Genomic DNA, 20,049 nt, shown 5'->3' on the forward strand with positions numbered 1-20,049 from the left:
GACGTTCGAGTCTGGTGGCGATAGCGAAGAGGTCACACCCGTTCCCATGCCGAACACGGTCGTTAAGCTCTTTTGCGCCGATGGTAGTTGGGGGCTTCCCCCTGTGAGAGTAGGACGTTGCCGGGCACTTAAAAAGCATTCCTTTGAGGAGTGCTTTTTTTAATGCATAAAACGAGGAAGCGAACTGTAAAACTGTGGAGTTTGGTCTCTTTTCTGAGTAAGTCAAGCTGTTTCTCATCATAAGAATGGTATCGATAAATTAAAACAATATAAATTATGATTCAGATTATAACAAGCCATACATCACGGGTATGTGATCGAAAAAGAAATTAAATTAACAAATTACCAGTTATATGAGCGGAACTAACAGCATGCATTATGATCCAGATCCCCCTTGAATGAACCTATGACCTTGATAATAGATCGGAAAAGAAGCGAAATTACCAAACTACCAGTTATATGAGCGAGATAAGCAAGATTATGAGCCAAATCTGACGAGATATGAGCGGAACTAACAGCATTATGATCCAGATTACCCCTTAAATGAACCTATGAACTTTGATGGATGATAGAAGGAAGCCTAAGTCAATGCTAACAATAAAGAGCCAAGTAGCATAAATACGACTTGGGCTTTGTTTTTTTTACCAAATCGACTGAGCAACTCGTTTGAACATTATATTACTAATGGTATAACATTAGGCGGTGTGTTCATTAGGAAAGGGGGGAGCTTGGTTTGCCTCAACACGATTTTACCGAGGGTGCGATTAGTAAACAACTTTTTATGTTCGCTGGTCCAATTATCCTCACGAATTTATTACAAGTCTCATATCAATTCATTGACAGCTTGTGGGTTGGGAATCTTTTGGGGGCGAAAGCATTAGGAGCTGTGACGATTTCTTCTACAGTTGTTGTTACAGTTCTTGCGTTTATTATTGGAATCAATAATGCGACATTGACAATATTATCTCAACAAAAAGGAAGGGATGATGATACAGGTCTAAAAAGTTATTTAAATGCTTTTGTTGTGCTACTGACCATCTTATCTCTTTTAATTGGGCTTTTTGGGTTGTTTTTTTCGCGTCCTATTTTAGTGATGCTTAATACGCCGAGTGAGATGCTTGCTGATGCAACGACGTATTTACAAATAAATTTCGTCGGAATTCTGTTTCTTGTTGGTTATAATTTTATTGGAACTGTTTTAAGGGCTGTAGGGGATAGTAGAACACCTATGACATTTGTAGCAATTGCTGCTCTATTAAATATCGGATTAGATCCTCTCTTTATTTCTGTTTTGGATTGGGGAATTGGTGGTGCGGCAGTTGCGACGGTATTGTCACAAGGGATTGCCTTCTTACTTGGGATCTTATATATGATGCGAAGAAAGCTCGTTCCATTTTCATTTCCGGTTTTACCAAAAAGAGAGGAAGCGTTTCTGATATTTAAGCTAGGCATTCCTTCTGGTCTACAGATGACAGTTATTTTTGCTGGGGTTACCGCCATTATGACCGTTGTTAATTCGTTTGGTGGATCAGTTGTTGCTGGATTTGGAGCGTCTCAGCGAATTGATAGTTTGATTACATTACCTGCTATGGCATTGGGAACAGCCGTAAATAGTATGGCTGGTCAGAACATTGGGGCAAATCGTTGGGGACGTGTTCGGGACATCGCAGTTTATGGAACTCTTTACAACTTTGCAATTATGCTTGTTATTGCCATCATTGTCTTTCTATTAGCGGAACCGGCTATTCGGTTATTTATCCAAGAAGAAGATGCAGTTAGGTTTGGGACTAATTACTTACGGATTGTTGCTTTTTTCTATATGTTCATTGGTGTCAATTTTATATTAAATGGCATCGTTAGAGCCTCAGGTGCGATGTATCAAGTATTAGTATTAAACATTCTTTCATTCTGGGTTTTACGTTATCCACTAACCTATATTTGCTCTAGCCTGTTTGGTCAAAATGGAATAGCGATTGGAATGGGAATTGGTTTTGTTTGTAGTAGTATTTTCGCGTTCGCCTATTTCAAATGGGGGAACTGGAGAAAGAAACAGTTATTTTCATAAAGAAGAAAACTGTTGCGAATGAGCTTGGTCATGAAAAATAGAACACCTGGTTGATCGTATTAAATACCAGGTGTCTATTTCTTTTCAAAGATATAGTTAGTTCCAAGGCTTAGCTGTTGTAATAAAGTTGGCTAGTTCTTTACTTCGTGCCCTATGTTCTTTCCGTTTAGCCGCTCTTTCTTTTCCGGTTTCGAATAGCTTAATTTCTTCAGCTGTTTCAGGGACAACTTGTGGAACTTGTGTGGGTTTACCGCTCTCGTCCAAGGCAACGAATGTTAAAAATGCAGTAGCGGCAATTTTCCGTTCACCGGTTAATAAGTTTTCTGCAATGATCTTCACGAAAATTTCCATCGAGCTCGTACCTGTATATGTAACAAAGGAAATAAAGTTAACACTATCTTCAGGGGTGATTGGAGAGAGGAAGTCAACAGAATCCGTTGATGCAGTCACACATTCTCTTCTAGAATGTCTTGTCGCAGAAATCGATGCAATCATATCAACATCACTCATCAATTTCCCTCCAAATAAGGTGTTATGATTATTGACATCATTAGGAAATACTCTACTAGTTCTAACCACTCTTGATTCGCTTGCTGTTTTTTTCTCCATTTGTTTGCTCCATTCAATATGTATTTACAAACCTTTTACAATTTCCACATTTTTCAATAAATGTTGTGAGGATGCATATCGATGTTTTATACTTTAAGTATGCTACATATTTTCAGAAAACGATACACTCAGTTTTGAAGGGAGATCTATATGACAACGAGCTTTAAATTTGATCTACATACTCATAATGAATTGTGTGGACATGCAACTGGTACAATTGAGGATTATGTTCAGGCCGCAGTCAAAAATGGATTGAACGTGATTGGGATTTCGGATCACACCCCCTATTTTCATAGTGAGGAGGACCATCCATTTCCTCGTATTACAATGGCTCGGTCAGGTTTTTCTAACTATATTGAAGAGGTTCTACGTTTGAAGGAGAAATATGCAAATCAAATTGAGGTTCTACTTGGGATCGAAAGTGACTTTTTCCCTGAACTGAATCATGTGTACAAACAATATTTAGAAAAAGAGCCTTTTGACTATATTATTGGTTCGGTTCATTTTGTAGACGAGGTTAGTATTTTTAAGAGAGGTCGTTGGGAAGGGTTAACGTCGGCTGAGAAAGTGACAACAAAAGAAAATTACTATCGTCTCATTGAACAATCAGCTCGTTGTGGAACGTTCCAGATTCTTGGACATATCGATGCAATGAAGGGCTATTATCCTGAATTTTCGACGATTGAAGTTGATGCGATTGATCATACATTACGGGTCATTGGTGAATCTGATTTAGTTATTGAGATCAATACATCTGGTAAAACAAAGGATTCTGGAGGCTGGTATCCTGCTGATGATATTTTGGAAAGAGCATTGTTTCATAATGTAGGGGTCACCTTTGGCTCTGATGCTCATATTCCAGAACGTGTTGGTGATGAATTTGATGAAGTAAAGCGACGATTAAAAGAAATAGGATTTACAGAGTGGAATTACTTTGTTAATAAGCAAAAACAGGCTATTCACTTGTAATGACAAAGCTACAAACCGTTACAAGTGAGGGTGAGACTAACATAAAAGGTTTTTTTAGAAATGCTTCGAAGGTATCGCGTCTTTCTCTTATACTCACAATCGTCGTTACATTCGTTTTGTTAACCCTTCCTTATTTAGCTGGTTATGAAGCGAGGTTCGTTCACGTAATTGGCAGAACGGTTTACGCGGTTGGTTTACCATTTTTAGTATTAAATCCTCTGCTTGGATTCATCTATTCGTTTTTTATAAATGAAAAGATTAAAATTGTCTATATACTAGTCCATCTTGTCTTCATTTGTACAATTTCCCTGTTTGCTTTTGTGGTCATTATGTTTAGGTATTTTGTTCCGTTTGCCCCTTAATTTCATCCAAACAAGTGTGGCTTAGTGTTAGCCGCACTTGTTTCTATTTCATAAATGACACTAGAAGAATGAAATCACTTCATTGATTGCAATTTCTGTTTAGTTAATGTCCTAAAAATAGGCATTCATTGCAGTATTGCTGAGTATGATGGTACATATAAGCAATAGTACACTATTCAAAAATAGGCATTTGTCACAAGAATGCATTGATTAACGTATAGTATAAAAAGATCGTCAACTGGAATTGTACAGCAAAGGGGTGTGCCTCATGAAGAACCCAGTCGAAGCAAGAAAAAAAGGACGAATTAATGTTGTGTTGACGAATAAGCCAGTCGACCAAACAGGACACGGTGATTCTCATTCATTTACAGATCACGATAATGAAGAGCATGATATTTTAAAACGATTTGAAGATGAGTTGGAAGAGTATGTTGGCTTAGAAGAAGTCAAAAGACTCGTCAAAGAAATTTATGCATGGCTTTATATTAACAGATGCCGAGAAGAGCAAGGTCTAAAAGTTAGTAAACAAGTTCTTCATATGATCTTTAAAGGAAATCCTGGAACAGGTAAAACGACGGTCGCCCGAATCATCGCTAATTTCTTACATGAGATGGGTGTTCTTTCAAAAGGTCATATGAATGAAGTCGAACGTGCTGATTTAGTTGGTGAGTACATTGGTCATACCGCCCAAAAAACAAGAGAGGTTTTGAAAAAGGCTAATGGCGGTGTCTTGTTTATTGATGAAGCGTATTCGCTCGCACGAGGTGGGGAAAAGGATTTTGGGAAAGAGGCGATTGATACGTTAGTGAAGGCAATGGAGGATCGCCAGCATGATTTTGTGTTAATTCTGGCAGGCTATTCACGAGAAATGGACTATTTCTTGTCGTTAAATCCAGGCCTACCTTCACGCTTTCCAATTGCGATTGATTTCCCTAATTATACAACTGACCAATTGATGGAGATGGTTAGAAGAATGTTAACAGAGCGTCAATACGAGCTGACAAAAGAAGCAACCCTCCATGTCAAGGAGCACCTTAAACGGATTCGCTATGAGGAAGAACGAACATTCAGTAATGGACGCTATATTCGCAATATTATCGAAGAGGCGATTCGGATGCAGGCCGTCCGTTTGCTTCGAGAAGGTAGCTACGATCGGGAGGCCCTTCTAACAATTAAGCGAAATGATTTCCAGTTTCATTCATCACATGTAAAGGTAAACTAAGGGGAAAGCTGAGAAAAACTCAGCTTTTCTTTTTTATGCATCTTCATGGTATGATGATGCGTATGAGCATAAATGAAGGATGTGGCGTAAATGGAAGAAATTATTGAAAGAGAACAAGAGTTTGTCGTTCTCGTTGGTTGTCAATTTGATACAGATGATGAGCGATTTGACTATTCACTTGAGGAGCTAAAGAGCCTAGTTGAAACAGCACAAGGAGTTGTTGTTGGAACAATTACGCAAAAGAGACAGAAAGTTGAGCCTTCAACGTACATTGGACGTGGGAAGGTAGATGAATTAATAGCATTGCTTGAAGAAACGAGTGCTGAGCTTGTTGTATTCAACGATGAGCTTTCTCCAAGCCAAATTCGGAATGTACACACACGCACAGGGAAAACAGTGATTGATCGTACTCAATTAATTTTAGATATTTTTGCGTCAAGAGCCCAGTCTCGTGAAGGGAAATTACAAGTGGAATTGGCACAGTTATCGTACTTATTGCCACGCTTAGCTGGACAAGGGTTAGCTCTATCAAGACAAGGTGGAGGAATTGGTTCAAAAGGGCCAGGGGAAACACAGTTAGAATCCGATCGTCGGCATATCCGTAGAAGAATGGATGAAATTAAACACCAGCTTGAGGCAGTCGTTGGTCACCGTCAGCGTTATCGTGAACGTCGCAAGCGTAATGAAGAACTGCAAGTGGCTATTGTTGGCTACACAAATGCAGGAAAATCAACACTACTAAATCGACTAGCGAAAGCTGATACACTTGAAGAGAATCAGCTTTTTGCGACACTTGATCCGACTACGAGACAATGCTCACTTGAGAGCGGAATGAAGGTGTTGCTCTCAGACACGGTTGGCTTTATTCAAGACTTACCGACAACACTTGTTGCAGCCTTCCGTTCAACCCTTGAAGAGCTGCAAGGAGCTGACCTGTTGCTTCATGTTGTTGATAGTTCGAATGCTGATTATGTTCAGCATGAGCAGACAGTTAATAAATTGATCCACGAACTCGATGCACAGGGAATCCCACAGTTAATTGTTTATAATAAAAGTGACCAGCAGGTTGTTCCATTTGTCCCTTCAAATGAGGATGACTCGATTGAAATGAGTGCTCTAGATGATGACGATATTGCTGAGTTAAAACGTGCAATGGAAGAAAAGCTAATGGAGCAAATGAGTGAATATCATGTTCATATTCAATCAAATGAAGGGAAGTTGTTATCGAGATGCAAAGAAACCACGCTTGTTCAGAGTCAAGAATGGAACGAAGATAAAGAATGGTATGATGTTTACGGTTACGTATTAGAGCGAACAGCGATTGGACAAGAATTATTGAATAGAATGAAGGTAGAGGGACTGTAATGTTTAGTCAATTCAGACATAAAGAAACACTTGAACAAATGACAAAAGAAATAGAACAGCAAATACGCACGCACCATGAAAAGATTGAGCAAGTAGCCCTTACCAATCAAGCTAAAGTGATGGATTCATTCAGAAAGCATCAAGTTTCAGATTTTCATTTCACTCCATCGACAGGGTACGGTTATGATGATGCAGGTCGTGATACACTTGAGCAAATATATGCAGATGTCTTTGGCGGCGAGGCGGCACTTGTCCGCCCGCAAATTATTTCAGGAACACATGCGATTGCAACATCCCTTTTTGGGGTATTAAGACCAGGAGACGAATTGTTATACATCACTGGAAAGCCCTACGACACACTTGAAGAGATCGTAGGAATTAGAGGAAACGGGAATGGTTCACTAAAAGAATTTAATATTGAGTATGATGCTATTCCATTACTTGAATCTGGCTGGATCGATGAAGCAAGAATTAAAGAAGCGATATCAGAAAAGACAAAGATGATTGGTATCCAACGCTCAAAGGGCTACAGTGATCGTTCTTCGTTTACGATTGAGCAAATCGAGAAGATGATTCAATTTGTCCGAGGAATAAAAAAAGATGTTATTGTGTTTGTCGATAACTGTTATGGGGAATTTGTTGAACTACAGGAACCTTGTGATGTTGGTGCCGATTTAATGGCGGGTTCTCTAATTAAGAACCCAGGTGGGGGCATTGTGAAAACAGGTGGCTATATTGTCGGTAAGGAAAAGCTTGTAGAACTAGCTTCATATCGATTAGCTGCACCTGGAATTGGTGCAGAAGGTGGAGCAAGTCTTTATAGTTTACTAGAGATGTATCAGGGTTTCTTTCTTGCCCCGCACGTTGTATCACAAGCTTTAAAAGGAGCGATCTTTACTGCAGCAATATTAGAAAGGGTTGGCATGGACTCAGTGCCAAAATGGGATGAACCGAGAACCGATTTGATTCAATCAGTACGATTTACATCCGCTGAAAAGATGATAACGTTTTGTCAGGCGATACAGTCGGCATCACCAATTAATGCCCATGTTAAGCCACATCCTAGTGCAATGCCAGGATATGACGATCCGGTTATTATGGCTGCGGGTACGTTTATTCAAGGGGCAAGCATTGAACTTACTGCTGATGGCCCGATACGTGAGCCATATATCGCGTATGTCCAAGGTGGGCTCACCTATGAACACGTAAAAATTGCCGTATTGCAAGCACTTGATTCTATTCTCGAATAGACCGAATTCATTGACACTATTGATTACATCTAGTAACATGATAATTGGTGAAGTATAAGAAGCAATAGTTTTTTAGTACATAATTCATAAGTTAAACAAGCTTTGACTTGTTTTTCTAATAAAATGAGATTTGAAAGGGGACTACATAAGGATGGCAAAGTACACAAAGGAAGATATTTTGCGTATCGCAAAGGAAGATAACGTTCGCTTTATTCGTCTTCAGTTCACAGATTTGCTTGGAACGATTAAGAATGTTGAAATTCCAGTAGACCAACTAACAAAAGCACTTGATAACAAAATGATGTTTGACGGTTCATCGATTGAAGGGTTTGTACGAATTGAAGAATCAGATATGTACCTATATCCTGATTTAGATACATGGGTGATCTTCACATGGACACCTGAAAAGGGAAGAGTTGCACGTTTGATTTGTGACGTATACCAACCAGGTAAGCCAGGAGAAGAGCCAACTCCATTTGCTGGTGATCCACGCGGTGCCCTTAAAAGAGTTCTTAAGCAAGCAGAAAAACTTGGTTTTACAGCATTTAACATTGGACCTGAGCCAGAATTTTTCTTGTTCAAGAACGATGAGAATGGTGAACCAACATTAGAATTAAATGATAAAGGTGGATACTTCGACCTTGCACCAACTGATTTAGGTGAGAACTGCCGCCGTGATATCGTGCTTGAGCTTGAAGACATGGGCTTTGATATCGAAGCATCCCACCATGAGGTTGCTCCAGGTCAACACGAAATTGATTTCAAATATGCAGATGCTATTACAGCTTGTGATAACATTCAAACGTTCAAGCTAGTTGTTAAAACAATTGCTCGTAAGCATGGTTTACATGCGACATTTATGCCAAAGCCGTTATTTGGTGTAAACGGATCAGGTATGCACTGCAACATGTCATTATTCACAAAAGAAGGAAATGCTTTTTTTGATGAATCAACAGAATCACAACTTAGTGAAACAGCAATGCAATTCCTAGCAGGTATCTTGGACCATGCTGAAGGATTCACTGCAATTACGAACCCAATTGTAAATTCATATAAGCGTCTAGTTCCAGGCTACGAGGCACCTGTCTATGTTGCATGGTCTATGCGTAACCGTAGTCCGCTTATCCGTATCCCGTCATCACGTGGAGTAAGTACACGTGTTGAAGTACGTAGCCCAGACCCAGCTGCAAATCCATACCTAGCGATGGCTGCAATGTTAGCTGCAGGTCTTGATGGAATTAAAAAGAAGAAGACGCCACCGACTGCGACAGATCGTAATATCTACGTGATGAGCAAAGAAGAGCGTATCGAAGAAGGAATTGCTGATCTACCTGCAACATTAAAAGAAGCAATAGATAAGCTAATTTCTGACGATGTTCTTGTTCGTGCACTTGGTGAGCACATTGTTGAGAACTTTGTTGAAGCAAAAGAAATCGAATGGGATATGTTCCGTACGCAAGTTCACCCGTGGGAACGCGATCAATACCTAGAAACATACTAAGAAGTAAGACCCTTGACACAATTGGTGTTGAGGGTTTTTTCTTTTGGGGGCACACTTTAATCAAGGTAATTAATTGGAGGATTGCTCCCGATTTGCCCCCTGTTTAAAAATTTCTTCAGTATGTTTTTCGAAGTGACTAATGGCATCCGATTCGATCTTCTTACTAACATGAGCATACACATCAGATGTAATTTGCATTGAGCTATGCCCCAATGCCTCCTGAATGTATTTCATTTCAGCTTTCGACTCCAACATTAGAACAGCATGTGTGTGTCTTAGTGAGTGTATTGGGAGGGGAGGTAGCACCTACCATTTCTTTCATAGCTTCAATTTTCCCAATAGCTACAACTACTTCGTCACCAGCAGAATCATCGTCAGGTGTCAATCTAACAATTCTTTTTTTGTCACCATCATAATCAATAACTATATCATGAAAAAGGTCTCTTAATCGATGGAGTTCTTTTAATTCGGTTATACGCTTTAGTCTCTCCATCTGTTCAAGGAGAGGTGTGTAGTTAGACAAACTTATCTCTGTCATTCTCACATCTATACCATCTACTCTAAGACTGTGAGTCCCAATTATTGGTTCAGTGAAACTCATCATTGAACCTTCTCAATCTAGTTTACTTGAAGAAAAACCTAAGGATAATCATGAAGGCATTGAATACACTGTTGACGTTACTAGCGGAGTAGAAGTGAAGAAGAAAGAAGAAACGGCAGATCCTGAAACAGAGGACATGCTAGCAGCTGCTCGTGAAACGGATGAAGAAATGGATGACGAATCCATGTGGGATGATGACGATCTACCAAACTAGTATAACGAGCCCTGGCATAAGTCCGGGCTTTCCTTTTAATCAATTGCGAGGTGTTGTCAGTGAGCTTTGAATTACCTGAATTGGACAGAAGACAGACTCAAGCTGCAGTAGAGAAGGCACTTTCTAAGTATCGAATTTCCAAGTATGTTGCTTTTGACGATAGAGAAGCCACGACAACAGCTTCTTACCAGGAAAGGCTTCACGGTCCAACCAACACAACAAGTGATCAAACAGCGCAGGTAGCCATAGAGAATGTGGATCAAAGAAGAAAACAAAAGGAATATTGTGAACGTATTGAACGAGCGGTTAAGCGACTACCTCCGATGGAGCGGTTCTTAATTGAACAAAGATACCTCGCAGATGATGCCGAATATATCACTGATTACAACGTGTATTCATTTAAGTTCCAGCCTCCTATAAGCGAAGGGAAATACCGGATTATTCGTTGGAAAGCTTTTTACAAGCTTTCCCTTAATTTGAATTTAGCTATTAACAAAGAGTAGGTGTAGACAGACACTATTAAAATGTAATATAATTTAAAATATGGTAAATTAATCCAATTAATTTACTATAATTGAAAAAAAGGAGTGTTCTAAATAATTATGGGTAAGAAAAAGGTCTTTAGCTTTTTAGGTTTTGTTGTGTTGTTTTTGCTAGTATTTCCATTTTCTCTAACAAGTGAGCCGAGTGAAGTAAGTGCTGGCCCAATTAGTTGTAAGGGCCTAGGTGATACCGAGATAATGGATGTAAATGAAACTAGTTTAGTAAGTGATGATTTTGTTACAATACAATGCGGTGGCGTGAATCTATGGATCAGTATTAGATCAGCTGCCAATTACGGTGGGGGAAATAACCAATACCACAATTATAACACAACAGGTGGTTATCAACGAGCTAAATCAAACTTCGATTCATTACCAGGGACCGTAACCAAAACTAGTCCAATGACAAAAAGAACACCTGATGGTCATAATGTAACTTTATACCAGGCTACAGGTACCACTGGCAGACCATGGACTGTACAGTATAGTCCACGTCCACGAACAACTAATCAAATTGATAAAATCAGATATTATGACTCAAACGCAACCTTTCCGATGTATCTACCAAGTGAGGAATATTAAATATGAGAGAACCAAAATTCTCTGTCTGGCAACCGGATGAGAATATTCTAAAGGGAGATGGAATTTATCATCACCAAATTATTGATAATGAAAATGGTTTAATCATCTCATTAACTGACCAATTTGGTTCAAAAGTTAATATTACTTATAATGAACTATCTAAACATATAGGGAATTATGTTTGGTCTTATCGCTTTACCAATGAAATTTGTATGCAGTTTATGGTAGACGTTTTAGATGAAGCGGAAAAAAGAGTTATACAGAACGGAATGAAATTTGAAAAGGATGCTTTCTGGTTTTATAAATCACAGGATTCAGAATATATTAAGGGTTTTAGTAAAGAAATAGAAAGTTCTATTAACTCAGTTCCAGAGATGGAAGTCCATATATTCCGTATCGTTGGTGGTTTTATAGAAGTCATTAGTGACTATAACCCAGAAATTGTAATCGTGACCTCATTAAAGTAAATGGAATCCATAGTGAGTTTAGCATTCTTTATAGTTTATTGAGATCAATGTAATATTTACGAGAATCTCACATTAAAGTATTATAGGAAGAAACATGTTCCGTACACAAGTTCATCCGTGGGAACGTGACCAATACTTAGAAACATATTAAGAAGAGGGGCCCTTGACACTGCTGGTGTTGAGGGTTTTTTCTTTGATGTATGAAAAACCAACAAATAAATAAACTATTCATGATAGTATTAACGTTACAATTTTAAGATCAGGAGAGGACAACAATATGAAAAAAAGTTTAGTGACAATTCTAATCGCTACACTCACCTTAATTGGATGCCAAGAACAAACAAATAATATCAACCCCGTAATAGAGAAAAATGTTCCTACATCAACAGAAACGGTGACATTTGAACGTTCCTTGGATGATGTCATTAATTACTTTGGACATATGGGCTTTGAGATTGGGGAACGAAGCAACAAGGTAGCGGAACTTCTTGGAGCAGCAAAAGGTGTCGGAGTACAATTAAATGGACAGGAAGTAGAGCTCTACTTATACGATGAGAAATCGGTTGACCTTGAAGAAATACATACATCTGGTTCGTATGCATTGAACGGAGTGGAATCACCAGCGATTGTTAATGGGGTGATCGTACTTTTACGCTATGAAGATCATCCTTATAAAGAAGCGATATTAGAAGCATTTACGAAGTATCAATAAGCGACTAGGAATGAACTAGCGAATAAAGAATACATAATAAATAAATGATATTGTCATCGGAAATACAGAACCAAGTATGACTGTCGGTAGAACTCTGCGATTGGTTATAATATATGAGATGACGTAAAGGCCAAAAGCAAGCGAAAAAATGGCTAAAAAAGGGATTCTCCATACAGAAGCAAAAACAATAAATCCACTTACACTAGTCAGGAGTCCTAATGAAATCAGTATAAGCTGCTTTGCTGAAAACTCTTCTGTTTTCTCTTGTTTCTCTTTCTTTCTTTTTTGCTTATCCATAAAAATATCCTCACTTTTTTCATTTGTAAAAAGGGTGTTCTAAAGGTCGCTGACCTAGAACACCCTTTAATCCATTACTTATTTAATTATAGATTAAGCTCTGCCTTGCATTTGTTGCTGTGCAACTTGAACTAAACGCTTTGTGATTTCTCCACCTACAGAACCATTAGCTCGTGAAGTTGTATCTGCTCCAAGGTTTACCCCGAATTCAGACGCAATTTCATATTTCATTTGGTCTAATGCTTGTTGTACTCCAGGTACTAATAATTGGTTTGAGTTATTGCTGTTGTTGTTTGCCATGATGTATCACTCCTTTGCGTAATGTAGTTCTAGTATGTTTCGTATTTCAAAGCTTATTCATAAAAAAAGAAATTTTTTTGAATTTCTTTTTTTTACAGCTATATAAATCATTTGAAAGCTCATGTAAAATGAGACATACAAGTTAACCTAGTGAGGTGATCACAATTGAGTAAAAAAACAGTTATTCTAATTGCTTATGCATTAACGACAATGTTCTTTTTGAGAAGTATTTATTATCAAATTTTTCTTGAAGGAACGGGAGGGTATGGGATGATCATCGTTAGTGCTTTGGTTATGACCTTTCTTCTCCGTTTGTATTTGAAAGAGCGAGCAAAGGGAGCAAATCAGACCGTCTAATCAACAGAAAAAAGGTGCCTGAAAGTCGCAATCGACTTTCAGGTACCTTTTTTATTTCTACTTATACCAACTCGCTCCAATGATGATTAACAGGATAATCAACACGACGATAAGTGCGAATCCAAATCCCGATCCGCCTCGGCGTGGTGCTGGTACAGGTGGAGGACAACAGTAACCGCCATACCATGGTCCGTAATAGCCCATAATGACACCACCTTTCGTTGAAGATTTACTATAACCTATGTGTAAATGTCTAAAAGGGACTAGGTATTCGCGGATACTACTACATCTTTTGAAAAAAAGATGTCATAAACAATTTGAATAAGAATAAGAATAAAAAAAAGAGCTTGTCCAAGGACAAACTCAATATTCTTAGTGAATGGTTCTAAATAGTCCGATAACCTTACCAAGGACTTTACAATCTTTCAAAATAATTGGTTCCATTGTGGAGTTTTCGGGCTGTAGTCTAATGTAATCCTGTTCTTTAAAAAATCGTTTTACCGTTGCTTCATCTTCTTCAGTCATTGCAACAATAATATCGCCGTTATTAGCCGTTTGCTGTTGACGAACAATAACCATATCGCCGTCGAAGATGCCTGCTTCGATCATACTATCACCTTCAATGACAAGAACATAAGTATTGTCACTTGTTGCAAGATGTTCAGGTAGGGGTAAGTAATCTTCAATATTTTCTACTGCGGTAATAGGTATACCAGCAGTGACCTTACCAATAACGGGTACGTAATTTGCCTTGCGATCAGGACTAGGCATGATGTCCGCATCAAGATCAAGAACTTCAATGGCCCTAGGCTTTGTTGGATCTCTTCGAATATAGCCTTTTTTCTCAAGACGAGATAAATGACCATGAACGGTGGAGCTTGATGCAAGCCCGACAGCCTCGCCAATTTCACGAACAGAAGGTGGATACCCTTTTTTCTTAACTTCTACCTTTATGAATTCTAGTATTTCTATTTGACGTTTTGATAGTTTAGTCATCTTACAACACCTCACTTCATCTCTATTAATTAGCTAAATTATACCATGCGAACATATGTAACGCAAACATTAGTTCTGAAAAGTAGTTGACAAGAAACATACGTTCGTATAATATAAAAGACGAACAAACATTCCTATTGAGGTGATAATAATGATTAAGAAACTAACTGGACAAGAAAGATTTATAATTATATGTGCAATTGCAGCCCTACTATTTATGTATGCATCGATTATCGTACCTTCTTCATCAGAGGTTGTTGAGTCAGATATAGAGCAAATAAATCAAGAACAAGAAGAAGATCAAGAACTTGTTGTGCTTGGTAAGGATAGATAATTGGAACGTGCGATCATTTATAGTCGTGTCAGTACCCAGAAACAAGAACAGGAATCTTCGCTCAAACGTCAAGTAACAGAATTACAAAGTCTAGCTACTAGCTATAATCTAACTATCGTTGAGGTCATTTCAGAACAAGCTAGTGGTTATGAGATTGATAGAGAAGGAATGCTACAGGTACTCGAAACAATAGAACACCTAAATGTAAGAACCCTATTAATTCAAGATGATACAAGGCTTGGAAGAGGTCATGCGAAAATGGCATTGCTTCATCATCTTAGAAAACTCGGTGTAACCGTGCTTACACTTGAGGACAAAGGGACATTAAAATTATCTGATGCAGATGAAATGGTGCTAGAAATTCTATCCGTTGTTGAAGAATACCAACGGAAATTACATAATAGTAAGATCAAACGCGGAATGAAGGAAGCCGTGAAAAACGGATATAAGCCTGAAAACAATCTAAAAAATCGTGATCAGGGTGGACGTATTAAAAAAGAACTGCCAATTGAAGAAATTATCCGTTTAAGAAAAATGGAGTTAACCTTTTATGATATTGCAGCAACCTTAAGAGGATTTGGATATGATGTTTCTAAAGCAACTGTTCATCGTAGATATCGTGAATGGCAGCAGGAGCAAGCAGAATAAGCTTATTTCTTGAAATAACGCCCCTAGATCGTGTAAAGTAGGAGAAGGAAAAAAGAGGGGTGTAACAATGCTATCAAAACAAGAGTTGGCAAGAATTAACGAGTTGGCTAAATTAGCTAAAACAACGGGTTTAACTGCTGAAGAAGCGAAAGAACAGAAAGAATTACGTGAAGCTTATTTGCAAACATTTCGAAAATCCTTTACTAATCAATTACACCAAGTAACAGTTGTTGATGAGAATGGAAATGATGTAACACCAGATTCTTTAAAAGAAAGTAAAAAACGAAAAAATGAAAGATTTCATTAATGTCTCCTATAACAGGAGGCATTTTTTGATTCGACAATCTCCTCACAATACTTGTGAAAATGGCGAATAAGGTATATGATGGTAGGGAGAGCGAAGTTTTCAGTTAATTTAGGAAGGTAGTGAATGAAAATTATGTCAGTACAAACAGAATTACTTGCAGTAAATACGATTAGAACGTTATCAATCGACAGTATTGAAAAAGCAAATTCAGGTCATCCAGGTTTACCAATGGGTGCAGCACCTATGGCTCTTAGTCTTTGGACTAAATTTATGAACCATAACCCAGCTAATCCATCATGGGCCAACCGTGATCGTTTTGTTTTATCTGCTGGTCATGGTTCAATGCTTCTTTATAGCCTTTTACACTTAACGGGATATGATCTTTCTCTAGAAGAACTTCAAAATTTCCGTCAATGGGGAAGTAAAACTCCAGGACATCCTGAGTTTGGTCATACTCCTGGTGTTGAAGCAACTACAGGTCCACTTGGACAAGGTGTTGCTATGGCTGTTGGTATGGCAATGGCAGAGCGTCATTTAGCTGCTACATACAATACGAATGATTTTAATGTTGTAGACCACTTTACATATTCTATTTGTGGTGATGGCGATTTAATGGAAGGTGTTTCTGCTGAAGCTGCTTCATTAGCTGGTCACCTTAAGCTAGGTCGTTTAATTGTCATGTACGATTCAAATGATATCTCACTTGATGGAGATCTTAATTTATCATTTTCTGAAAGCGTAGAAGATCGTTATAAAGCATACGGCTGGCAAGTGATCCGTGTCGAAGATGGTAATGACTTAGAAGCAATTAATAAAGCGATTGCAGAAGCGAAAGCAGACGAGCGTCCAACATTAATTGAAGTGAAAACTGTCATCGGTTATGGTTCGCCAAATAAATCTGGTAAGTCTGCATCTCATGGTGCACCACTTGGTAAAGAAGAAGTTGCATTAACGAAGTCTGCTTATAAGTGGGAAGCAGAAGAGGAATTCTATATTCCTGCTGAAGTAAAGGAATTCTTCACTGCTGTTAAAGAAGAAGGAGCGAAGAAAGAGCAAGAATGGAATGAATTATTTGCGGCTTATAAAGAAGCAAATCCAGAACTTGCAGCTCAGTTCGAATTAGCACATCGTGGTGAACTTCCTGAAGGTTGGGATGCAGAAGCTCCTGTTTATGAGCCAGGTTCAAACGAAGCGACTCGTAATTCATCAGGTGCTGCTTTAAATGCATTTGCAAAAACCGTTCCACAAGTATTTGGTGGCTCTGCTGACCTTGCTGGTTCAAATAAGACATACATGAAAGATTTAGGTGATTATTCTAGAGAGAATTATGAAGGCCGTAACATTTGGTTCGGTGTTCGTGAATTCGCTATGGGTGCAGCTGTTAACGGTATGGCTCTTCATGGAGGTTTGAAAGTATTCGGAGCAACATTCTTTGTTTTCTCTGACTACCTACGTCCAGCAATTCGCCTAGCGGCTCTAATGAATCTACCGGTAATCTATGTGTTCACACATGATAGTATCGCTGTTGGTGAAGATGGTCCAACGCATGAGCCTGTTGAACAGCTTGCTGCTCTTCGTGCAATGCCAGGTCTTTCTGTTATTCGCCCTGGTGATAGTAACGAGACAGTTGCTGCTTGGAAGCTTGCCCTTGAGAGCACAGATACTCCAACCGCTCTTGTATTAACTCGCCAAAATCTTAAGACTCTTGATTCAACAAAAGAATCAGCTTACGAAGGCGTGAAGAAGGGTGCATATGTTGTTTCAAAATCATCTGGAACAACAGATGTGTTACTTCTTGCATCTGGTTCAGAGGTTCCTCTTGCAGTTGAAGCACAGGAAGCCCTTGAAAAAGACGGTATACATGCTGATGTTATTAGTATGCCAAGCTGGGATCGCTTTGAGAAGCAACCTAAGGCTTACAAAGACGAAGTTATTTCTCCAAACGTGAAAGCACGTCTTGGTATTGAAATGGGTTCTTCTCTTGGATGGGCTAAGTATGTTGGTGATCAAGGTGATGTACTTGCAATCGATACATTTGGTGCTTCGGCTCCTTATGACAAAATTATCGATGAGTATGGCTTCACAGTTGGTAATGTTGTAGCGAAAGTAAAAGCATTACTACAAAAATAATACTCGAAAAACGATTCAGAAGTTCTCTTCTGAATCGTTTTTTTATTTGATATTATTCAATGTCACAAATTGAATGTTGTACAATCATTAATCGATTTCTGTTTCGACAAAACTAGTGTAACTCTGCTCCGCACTCAGACAAGTATTTTACTAGATCTCTCGTATACTAGAGAAAATAGATACGAGAGGGTGTCCAACTTGAGACATTATGAATTGTATATATTTGAAGAAGATGTCGTTCGTCATTATTACGGTCAGGAATCGAAATTATTTTATTTATTTTATGATTTTGAAAAAGCGAATGAACCGCAAAAAGAACTTATTCGAAAGCAAATTGATTTTATTACCAAACCCATTCCAACACTACTATTACAACAAAAAGTCAAGCAGGCCTTGTCTTCCTATAGTGGTTATTCTCAAAAAAAGAATACACATCTTCTTCAATTACAAAATGGAACAAAAGCAGAACTTGTCATTGGGGCCAATGCCCTTTATTTAACCGCTGATGGCTCTCAGGAAGTTGAAACAATGTTTTTTGAAATTTTGCGTAAATGTGAACCGACATTTTTTGCTTATAGTTTTGATGGGCATCGCTATGGCTGGCTTAAACCGATCACACCGCTTGTTCAATCAAATCACCTATAGAGACTTATGATTTAGCGAGAGGGAGAAATGAAATGTTTAAACGGGCAACTTTTGTGTTTTTCGATTATCTCCTTTTAAATCGCTTACCATTAAGATATAATAGGTAAGGTATTTAGCAAGAAGGAGGACGTTGGACTTATGATTTGGCATATTCTGGGTTATACAGTAGCTGTTGTTGCTGGTATTGCAATTGGATTCTTTATTGCACGTAAGACAATGATGTCTTATTTAAAGAAAAATCCACCATTTAATGAGCAAATGCTTCGTGTAATGATGATGCAAATGGGTCAAAATCCGTCGCAAAAGAAAATCAATCAAATGATGAAAGCGATGCAGAAGCAACAATCTAAATAGTACGGTTGGACAAGCACCTCATATATGAGGTGTTTTTCTGCTTGAACAATCTATTTTTCTGACTAATCCTCGCTTAATGAAGCGAACAAGTATTTTCAGTAGGGATTGCTCACCGTTATATACTATGCCTTAGTTATTAAGGAAAGAGGAGTAAAATGGAATGTCAACCGTAGATGTTAAGACAATTACACTTAATGAGGTACTATTTCAAGATGATCTGATTATTGATGTTCGTTCTCCAGCAGAATTTGCTGAGTATCATATTCCGAATGCAGTGAACATTCCACTATTTTCAAATGAAGAACGAGCCAAAATCGGTACAGTTTATAAACAGAAAAGCCAAGCAGAGGCAATTGAGTTGGGAGTTTCTTTATATGGACCAAAGCTTCCAATATTGTATCAAAAAGTGAAGAGCCTGAAACAGAAAAAAGGTGAATCACGTATCGTGATTTATTGCTGGCGTGGAGGGATGAGAAGCAAAACGGTGGCAGGAACACTAGGTCTTGTTGGCATCGATTGTTTTCAACTTGTTGGTGGAATTCGCTCATTTAGAAAATTGACCCAAGATCGTTTGGATGCTGAGAGTAAAAGAGAGAGAAAGTACATTGTCATTGCAGGTCATACTGGAACAAGAAAGACAGAAATCTTGGAAAGGCTTCAAGGAGAGGGTTTTCCTGTGCTAGATCTGGAAGGGCTTGCAGCACACAGAGGATCCATTTTTGGGCATATTGGTCTTACACCAAACAGTCAGAAGCAATTTGAGTACAATTTAACGAAGAGATTAGAAGAATTAAAGGATGCAGATACGTTGATCATCGAGGCTGAAAGTAAGCGGATTGGTCATATTATCATTCCAGAATTTATATTAGCAGGGAAAGAAAATGGAATTAGAATTGAACTCGATTATCCATTTTGGTCTCGAGTAGAGCATATATACAAGACATATAAACCTGAAAAAAATGAAGAAGCCATAAATGAAGCAATTACGAAAATGAATAAATTTCTTTCATATGAGCTGAAGCAAGAGTTGGATAAGCTTATTGAAGAAAAAGAGTACAGGATAGTCTTTGCTAGACTATTGGAGTATTACTACGATCCAAGATACTCTCATTCATCTCATACGTATCAATCAGATGCCATACATCTATCATTTGAGTCAATAGATGAAGCCGTTGAAAAATTAAAAATGATGATTCTGCGTTATTTGTAAGGGGACGATG

Annotated in this window: 26 protein-coding genes, 1 rRNA gene and 1 pseudogene; 21 read left to right on the plus strand and 7 right to left on the minus strand. The window is 38.4% G+C overall.

What is annotated here, in order from left to right:
- The first annotated feature begins 10 nt into the window (after window positions 1–10).
- A 5S ribosomal RNA gene (gene rrf, locus J7W16_RS16875) occupies window positions 11–126 on the plus strand.
- A gap of 607 nt (window positions 127–733) precedes the next feature.
- Window positions 734–2,065 carry an MATE family efflux transporter gene (locus J7W16_RS16880; RefSeq protein ID WP_246880081.1) on the plus strand — a complete coding sequence of 444 codons (1,332 nt, stop codon included), beginning with the start codon at window positions 734–736 and terminating at the stop codon, window positions 2,063–2,065.
- Window positions 2,066–2,161: 96 nt separating this feature from the next.
- Here the strand turns inward: J7W16_RS16880 and J7W16_RS16885 are convergent, their stop codons facing one another.
- Window positions 2,162–2,674, minus strand: coding sequence for an acyl-CoA thioesterase (locus J7W16_RS16885; RefSeq protein WP_210598657.1), 513 nt, complete (start codon window positions 2,672–2,674; stop codon window positions 2,162–2,164).
- Window positions 2,675–2,824: 150 nt separating this feature from the next.
- Between J7W16_RS16885 and J7W16_RS16890 the strand changes: the two genes are divergently transcribed.
- From J7W16_RS16890 to glnA, 6 genes are all read left to right on the plus strand, one after another.
- Complete coding sequence (locus tag J7W16_RS16890) at window positions 2,825–3,643, plus strand: histidinol-phosphatase (protein WP_210598658.1); 819 nt, start codon at window positions 2,825–2,827, stop codon at window positions 3,641–3,643.
- Window positions 3,643–4,005 (plus strand): hypothetical protein, encoded by a 363-nt coding sequence (locus J7W16_RS16895; protein WP_246880082.1) that lies wholly within the window; start codon window positions 3,643–3,645, stop codon window positions 4,003–4,005. The genes J7W16_RS16890 and J7W16_RS16895 overlap by 1 nt, the downstream gene beginning before the upstream one ends.
- Before the next feature lie 268 nt (window positions 4,006–4,273).
- The gene (gene spoVK, locus J7W16_RS16900) at window positions 4,274–5,227 is read left to right on the plus strand and encodes a stage V sporulation protein K (RefSeq protein ID WP_210598659.1); all 954 of its coding nucleotides are present in this window, start codon (window positions 4,274–4,276) and stop codon (window positions 5,225–5,227) included.
- A 90-nt stretch (window positions 5,228–5,317) separates the two neighbouring features.
- Complete coding sequence (gene hflX / locus J7W16_RS16905; RefSeq protein ID WP_210598660.1) at window positions 5,318–6,592, plus strand: GTPase HflX; 1,275 nt, start codon at window positions 5,318–5,320, stop codon at window positions 6,590–6,592.
- The gene (locus tag J7W16_RS16910) at window positions 6,592–7,842 is read left to right on the plus strand and encodes a methionine gamma-lyase family protein (RefSeq protein ID WP_210598661.1); all 1,251 of its coding nucleotides are present in this window, start codon (window positions 6,592–6,594) and stop codon (window positions 7,840–7,842) included. The genes hflX and J7W16_RS16910 overlap by 1 nt, the downstream gene beginning before the upstream one ends.
- Before the next feature lie 151 nt (window positions 7,843–7,993).
- Window positions 7,994–9,343 carry a type I glutamate--ammonia ligase gene (gene glnA, locus J7W16_RS16915; protein ID WP_210598662.1) on the plus strand — a complete coding sequence of 450 codons (1,350 nt, stop codon included), beginning with the start codon at window positions 7,994–7,996 and terminating at the stop codon, window positions 9,341–9,343.
- A 69-nt stretch (window positions 9,344–9,412) separates the two neighbouring features.
- Here the strand turns inward: glnA and J7W16_RS16920 are convergent.
- Window positions 9,413–9,646 (minus strand): annotated as a pseudogene (locus J7W16_RS16920) (tyrosine-type recombinase/integrase); the annotation flags it as partial.
- Window positions 9,579–9,944 (minus strand): hypothetical protein, encoded by a 366-nt coding sequence (locus J7W16_RS16925; RefSeq protein ID WP_210598664.1) that lies wholly within the window; start codon window positions 9,942–9,944, stop codon window positions 9,579–9,581. The gene J7W16_RS16925 and the pseudogene J7W16_RS16920, both read right to left, overlap by 68 nt.
- Between J7W16_RS16925 and J7W16_RS16930 the strand changes: the two genes are divergently transcribed.
- From J7W16_RS16930 to J7W16_RS16950, 5 genes are all read left to right on the plus strand, one after another.
- A complete protein-coding gene (locus J7W16_RS16930) occupies window positions 9,934–10,158 on the plus strand; it encodes a hypothetical protein (protein ID WP_210598665.1) in 225 nt (74 codons plus the stop codon). The genes J7W16_RS16925 and J7W16_RS16930 overlap by 11 nt on opposite strands.
- 59 nt (window positions 10,159–10,217) lie before the next feature.
- Window positions 10,218–10,661 (plus strand): ArpU family phage packaging/lysis transcriptional regulator, encoded by a 444-nt coding sequence (locus J7W16_RS16935; RefSeq protein ID WP_210598666.1) that lies wholly within the window; start codon window positions 10,218–10,220, stop codon window positions 10,659–10,661.
- A gap of 99 nt (window positions 10,662–10,760) precedes the next feature.
- Entirely contained in the window at window positions 10,761–11,282 is a 522-nt protein-coding gene (locus J7W16_RS16940) for a hypothetical protein (protein WP_210598667.1), read from the plus strand.
- Between the two features lie 2 nt (window positions 11,283–11,284).
- The gene (locus J7W16_RS16945; RefSeq protein ID WP_210598668.1) at window positions 11,285–11,749 is read left to right on the plus strand and encodes a hypothetical protein; all 465 of its coding nucleotides are present in this window, start codon (window positions 11,285–11,287) and stop codon (window positions 11,747–11,749) included.
- Between the two features lie 277 nt (window positions 11,750–12,026).
- The gene (locus J7W16_RS16950; RefSeq protein ID WP_210598669.1) at window positions 12,027–12,461 is read left to right on the plus strand and encodes a hypothetical protein; all 435 of its coding nucleotides are present in this window, start codon (window positions 12,027–12,029) and stop codon (window positions 12,459–12,461) included.
- A gap of 15 nt (window positions 12,462–12,476) precedes the next feature.
- Here the strand turns inward: J7W16_RS16950 and J7W16_RS16955 are convergent, their stop codons facing one another.
- Together J7W16_RS16955 and J7W16_RS16960 are read right to left on the minus strand one after the other, a co-directional pair.
- Window positions 12,477–12,758, minus strand: coding sequence for a hypothetical protein (locus J7W16_RS16955; protein ID WP_210598670.1), 282 nt, complete (start codon window positions 12,756–12,758; stop codon window positions 12,477–12,479).
- Window positions 12,759–12,851: 93 nt separating this feature from the next.
- Entirely contained in the window at window positions 12,852–13,058 is a 207-nt protein-coding gene (locus J7W16_RS16960) for an alpha/beta-type small acid-soluble spore protein (protein WP_210598671.1), read from the minus strand.
- Window positions 13,059–13,223: 165 nt separating this feature from the next.
- On the opposite strand from J7W16_RS16960, the gene J7W16_RS16965 reads away from it, so the two are divergent.
- The gene (locus tag J7W16_RS16965) at window positions 13,224–13,415 is read left to right on the plus strand and encodes a hypothetical protein (RefSeq protein WP_210598672.1); all 192 of its coding nucleotides are present in this window, start codon (window positions 13,224–13,226) and stop codon (window positions 13,413–13,415) included.
- Between the two features lie 57 nt (window positions 13,416–13,472).
- Here the strand turns inward: J7W16_RS16965 and J7W16_RS16970 are convergent, their stop codons facing one another.
- Complete coding sequence (locus J7W16_RS16970; RefSeq protein ID WP_210598673.1) at window positions 13,473–13,619, minus strand: YjcZ family sporulation protein; 147 nt, start codon at window positions 13,617–13,619, stop codon at window positions 13,473–13,475.
- A gap of 168 nt (window positions 13,620–13,787) precedes the next feature.
- Entirely contained in the window at window positions 13,788–14,411 is a 624-nt protein-coding gene (gene lexA / locus J7W16_RS16975; RefSeq protein WP_210598674.1) for a transcriptional repressor LexA, read from the minus strand.
- A gap of 151 nt (window positions 14,412–14,562) precedes the next feature.
- On the opposite strand from lexA, the gene J7W16_RS16980 reads away from it, so the two are divergent.
- The 7 genes from J7W16_RS16980 (at window position 14,563) to mnmH (ending at window position 20,039) form a co-directional block, all read left to right on the plus strand.
- Window positions 14,563–14,745, plus strand: coding sequence for a hypothetical protein (locus J7W16_RS16980; RefSeq protein ID WP_210598675.1), 183 nt, complete (start codon window positions 14,563–14,565; stop codon window positions 14,743–14,745).
- Window positions 14,746–15,393 carry a YneB family resolvase-like protein gene (locus J7W16_RS16985; protein WP_210598676.1) on the plus strand — a complete coding sequence of 216 codons (648 nt, stop codon included), beginning with the start codon at window positions 14,746–14,748 and terminating at the stop codon, window positions 15,391–15,393.
- Between the two features lie 67 nt (window positions 15,394–15,460).
- The gene (locus J7W16_RS16990; RefSeq protein ID WP_210598677.1) at window positions 15,461–15,700 is read left to right on the plus strand and encodes a DUF896 domain-containing protein; all 240 of its coding nucleotides are present in this window, start codon (window positions 15,461–15,463) and stop codon (window positions 15,698–15,700) included.
- Between the two features lie 132 nt (window positions 15,701–15,832).
- The gene (gene tkt, locus J7W16_RS16995) at window positions 15,833–17,830 is read left to right on the plus strand and encodes a transketolase (RefSeq protein ID WP_210598827.1); all 1,998 of its coding nucleotides are present in this window, start codon (window positions 15,833–15,835) and stop codon (window positions 17,828–17,830) included.
- A gap of 198 nt (window positions 17,831–18,028) precedes the next feature.
- Window positions 18,029–18,475, plus strand: a complete 447-nt coding sequence (gene sirA / locus J7W16_RS17000; RefSeq protein ID WP_210598678.1) for a sporulation inhibitor of replication protein SirA — start codon at window positions 18,029–18,031, stop codon at window positions 18,473–18,475.
- Window positions 18,476–18,613: 138 nt separating this feature from the next.
- Entirely contained in the window at window positions 18,614–18,829 is a 216-nt protein-coding gene (locus J7W16_RS17005; RefSeq protein ID WP_210598679.1) for a YneF family protein, read from the plus strand.
- 160 nt (window positions 18,830–18,989) lie between these two features.
- Complete coding sequence (gene mnmH / locus J7W16_RS17010; protein ID WP_210598680.1) at window positions 18,990–20,039, plus strand: tRNA 2-selenouridine(34) synthase MnmH; 1,050 nt, start codon at window positions 18,990–18,992, stop codon at window positions 20,037–20,039.
- Window positions 20,040–20,049: the final 10 nt, after the last annotated feature.

Origin of the sequence: Halalkalibacter suaedae (genome assembly GCF_017939705.1) — a bacterium.
Taxonomy (GTDB): domain Bacteria; phylum Bacillota; class Bacilli; order Bacillales; family Bacillaceae_D; genus Halalkalibacter; species Halalkalibacter suaedae.

Bases quoted from the DNA above. Each gene is read 5' to 3' on its own strand.
- J7W16_RS16885 (WP_210598657.1), bottom strand. From the start codon at position 2,674: ATGGAGAAAAAAACAGCAAGCGAATCAAGAGTGGTTAGAACTAGTAGA.
- J7W16_RS16890 (WP_210598658.1), top strand. From the start codon at position 2,825: ATGACAACGAGCTTTAAATTTGATCTACATACTCATAATGAATTGTGT.
- J7W16_RS16895 (WP_246880082.1), top strand. From the start codon at position 3,643: ATGACAAAGCTACAAACCGTTACAAGTGAGGGTGAGACTAACATAAAA.
- spoVK (WP_210598659.1), top strand. From the start codon at position 4,274: ATGAAGAACCCAGTCGAAGCAAGAAAAAAAGGACGAATTAATGTTGTG.
- hflX (WP_210598660.1), top strand. From the start codon at position 5,318: ATGGAAGAAATTATTGAAAGAGAACAAGAGTTTGTCGTTCTCGTTGGT.
- J7W16_RS16910 (WP_210598661.1), top strand. From the start codon at position 6,592: ATGTTTAGTCAATTCAGACATAAAGAAACACTTGAACAAATGACAAAA.
- glnA (WP_210598662.1), top strand. From the start codon at position 7,994: ATGGCAAAGTACACAAAGGAAGATATTTTGCGTATCGCAAAGGAAGAT.
- J7W16_RS16925 (WP_210598664.1), bottom strand. From the start codon at position 9,944: ATGAGTTTCACTGAACCAATAATTGGGACTCACAGTCTTAGAGTAGAT.
- J7W16_RS16940 (WP_210598667.1), top strand. From the start codon at position 10,761: ATGGGTAAGAAAAAGGTCTTTAGCTTTTTAGGTTTTGTTGTGTTGTTT.
- J7W16_RS16945 (WP_210598668.1), top strand. From the start codon at position 11,285: ATGAGAGAACCAAAATTCTCTGTCTGGCAACCGGATGAGAATATTCTA.
- J7W16_RS16950 (WP_210598669.1), top strand. From the start codon at position 12,027: ATGAAAAAAAGTTTAGTGACAATTCTAATCGCTACACTCACCTTAATT.
- J7W16_RS16955 (WP_210598670.1), bottom strand. From the start codon at position 12,758: ATGGATAAGCAAAAAAGAAAGAAAGAGAAACAAGAGAAAACAGAAGAG.
- J7W16_RS16960 (WP_210598671.1), bottom strand. From the start codon at position 13,058: ATGGCAAACAACAACAGCAATAACTCAAACCAATTATTAGTACCTGGA.
- J7W16_RS16970 (WP_210598673.1), bottom strand. From the start codon at position 13,619: ATGGGCTATTACGGACCATGGTATGGCGGTTACTGTTGTCCTCCACCT.
- lexA (WP_210598674.1), bottom strand. From the start codon at position 14,411: ATGACTAAACTATCAAAACGTCAAATAGAAATACTAGAATTCATAAAG.
- J7W16_RS16980 (WP_210598675.1), top strand. From the start codon at position 14,563: ATGATTAAGAAACTAACTGGACAAGAAAGATTTATAATTATATGTGCA.
- J7W16_RS16990 (WP_210598677.1), top strand. From the start codon at position 15,461: ATGCTATCAAAACAAGAGTTGGCAAGAATTAACGAGTTGGCTAAATTA.
- tkt (WP_210598827.1), top strand. From the start codon at position 15,833: ATGTCAGTACAAACAGAATTACTTGCAGTAAATACGATTAGAACGTTA.
- J7W16_RS17005 (WP_210598679.1), top strand. From the start codon at position 18,614: ATGATTTGGCATATTCTGGGTTATACAGTAGCTGTTGTTGCTGGTATT.
- mnmH (WP_210598680.1), top strand. From the start codon at position 18,990: ATGTCAACCGTAGATGTTAAGACAATTACACTTAATGAGGTACTATTT.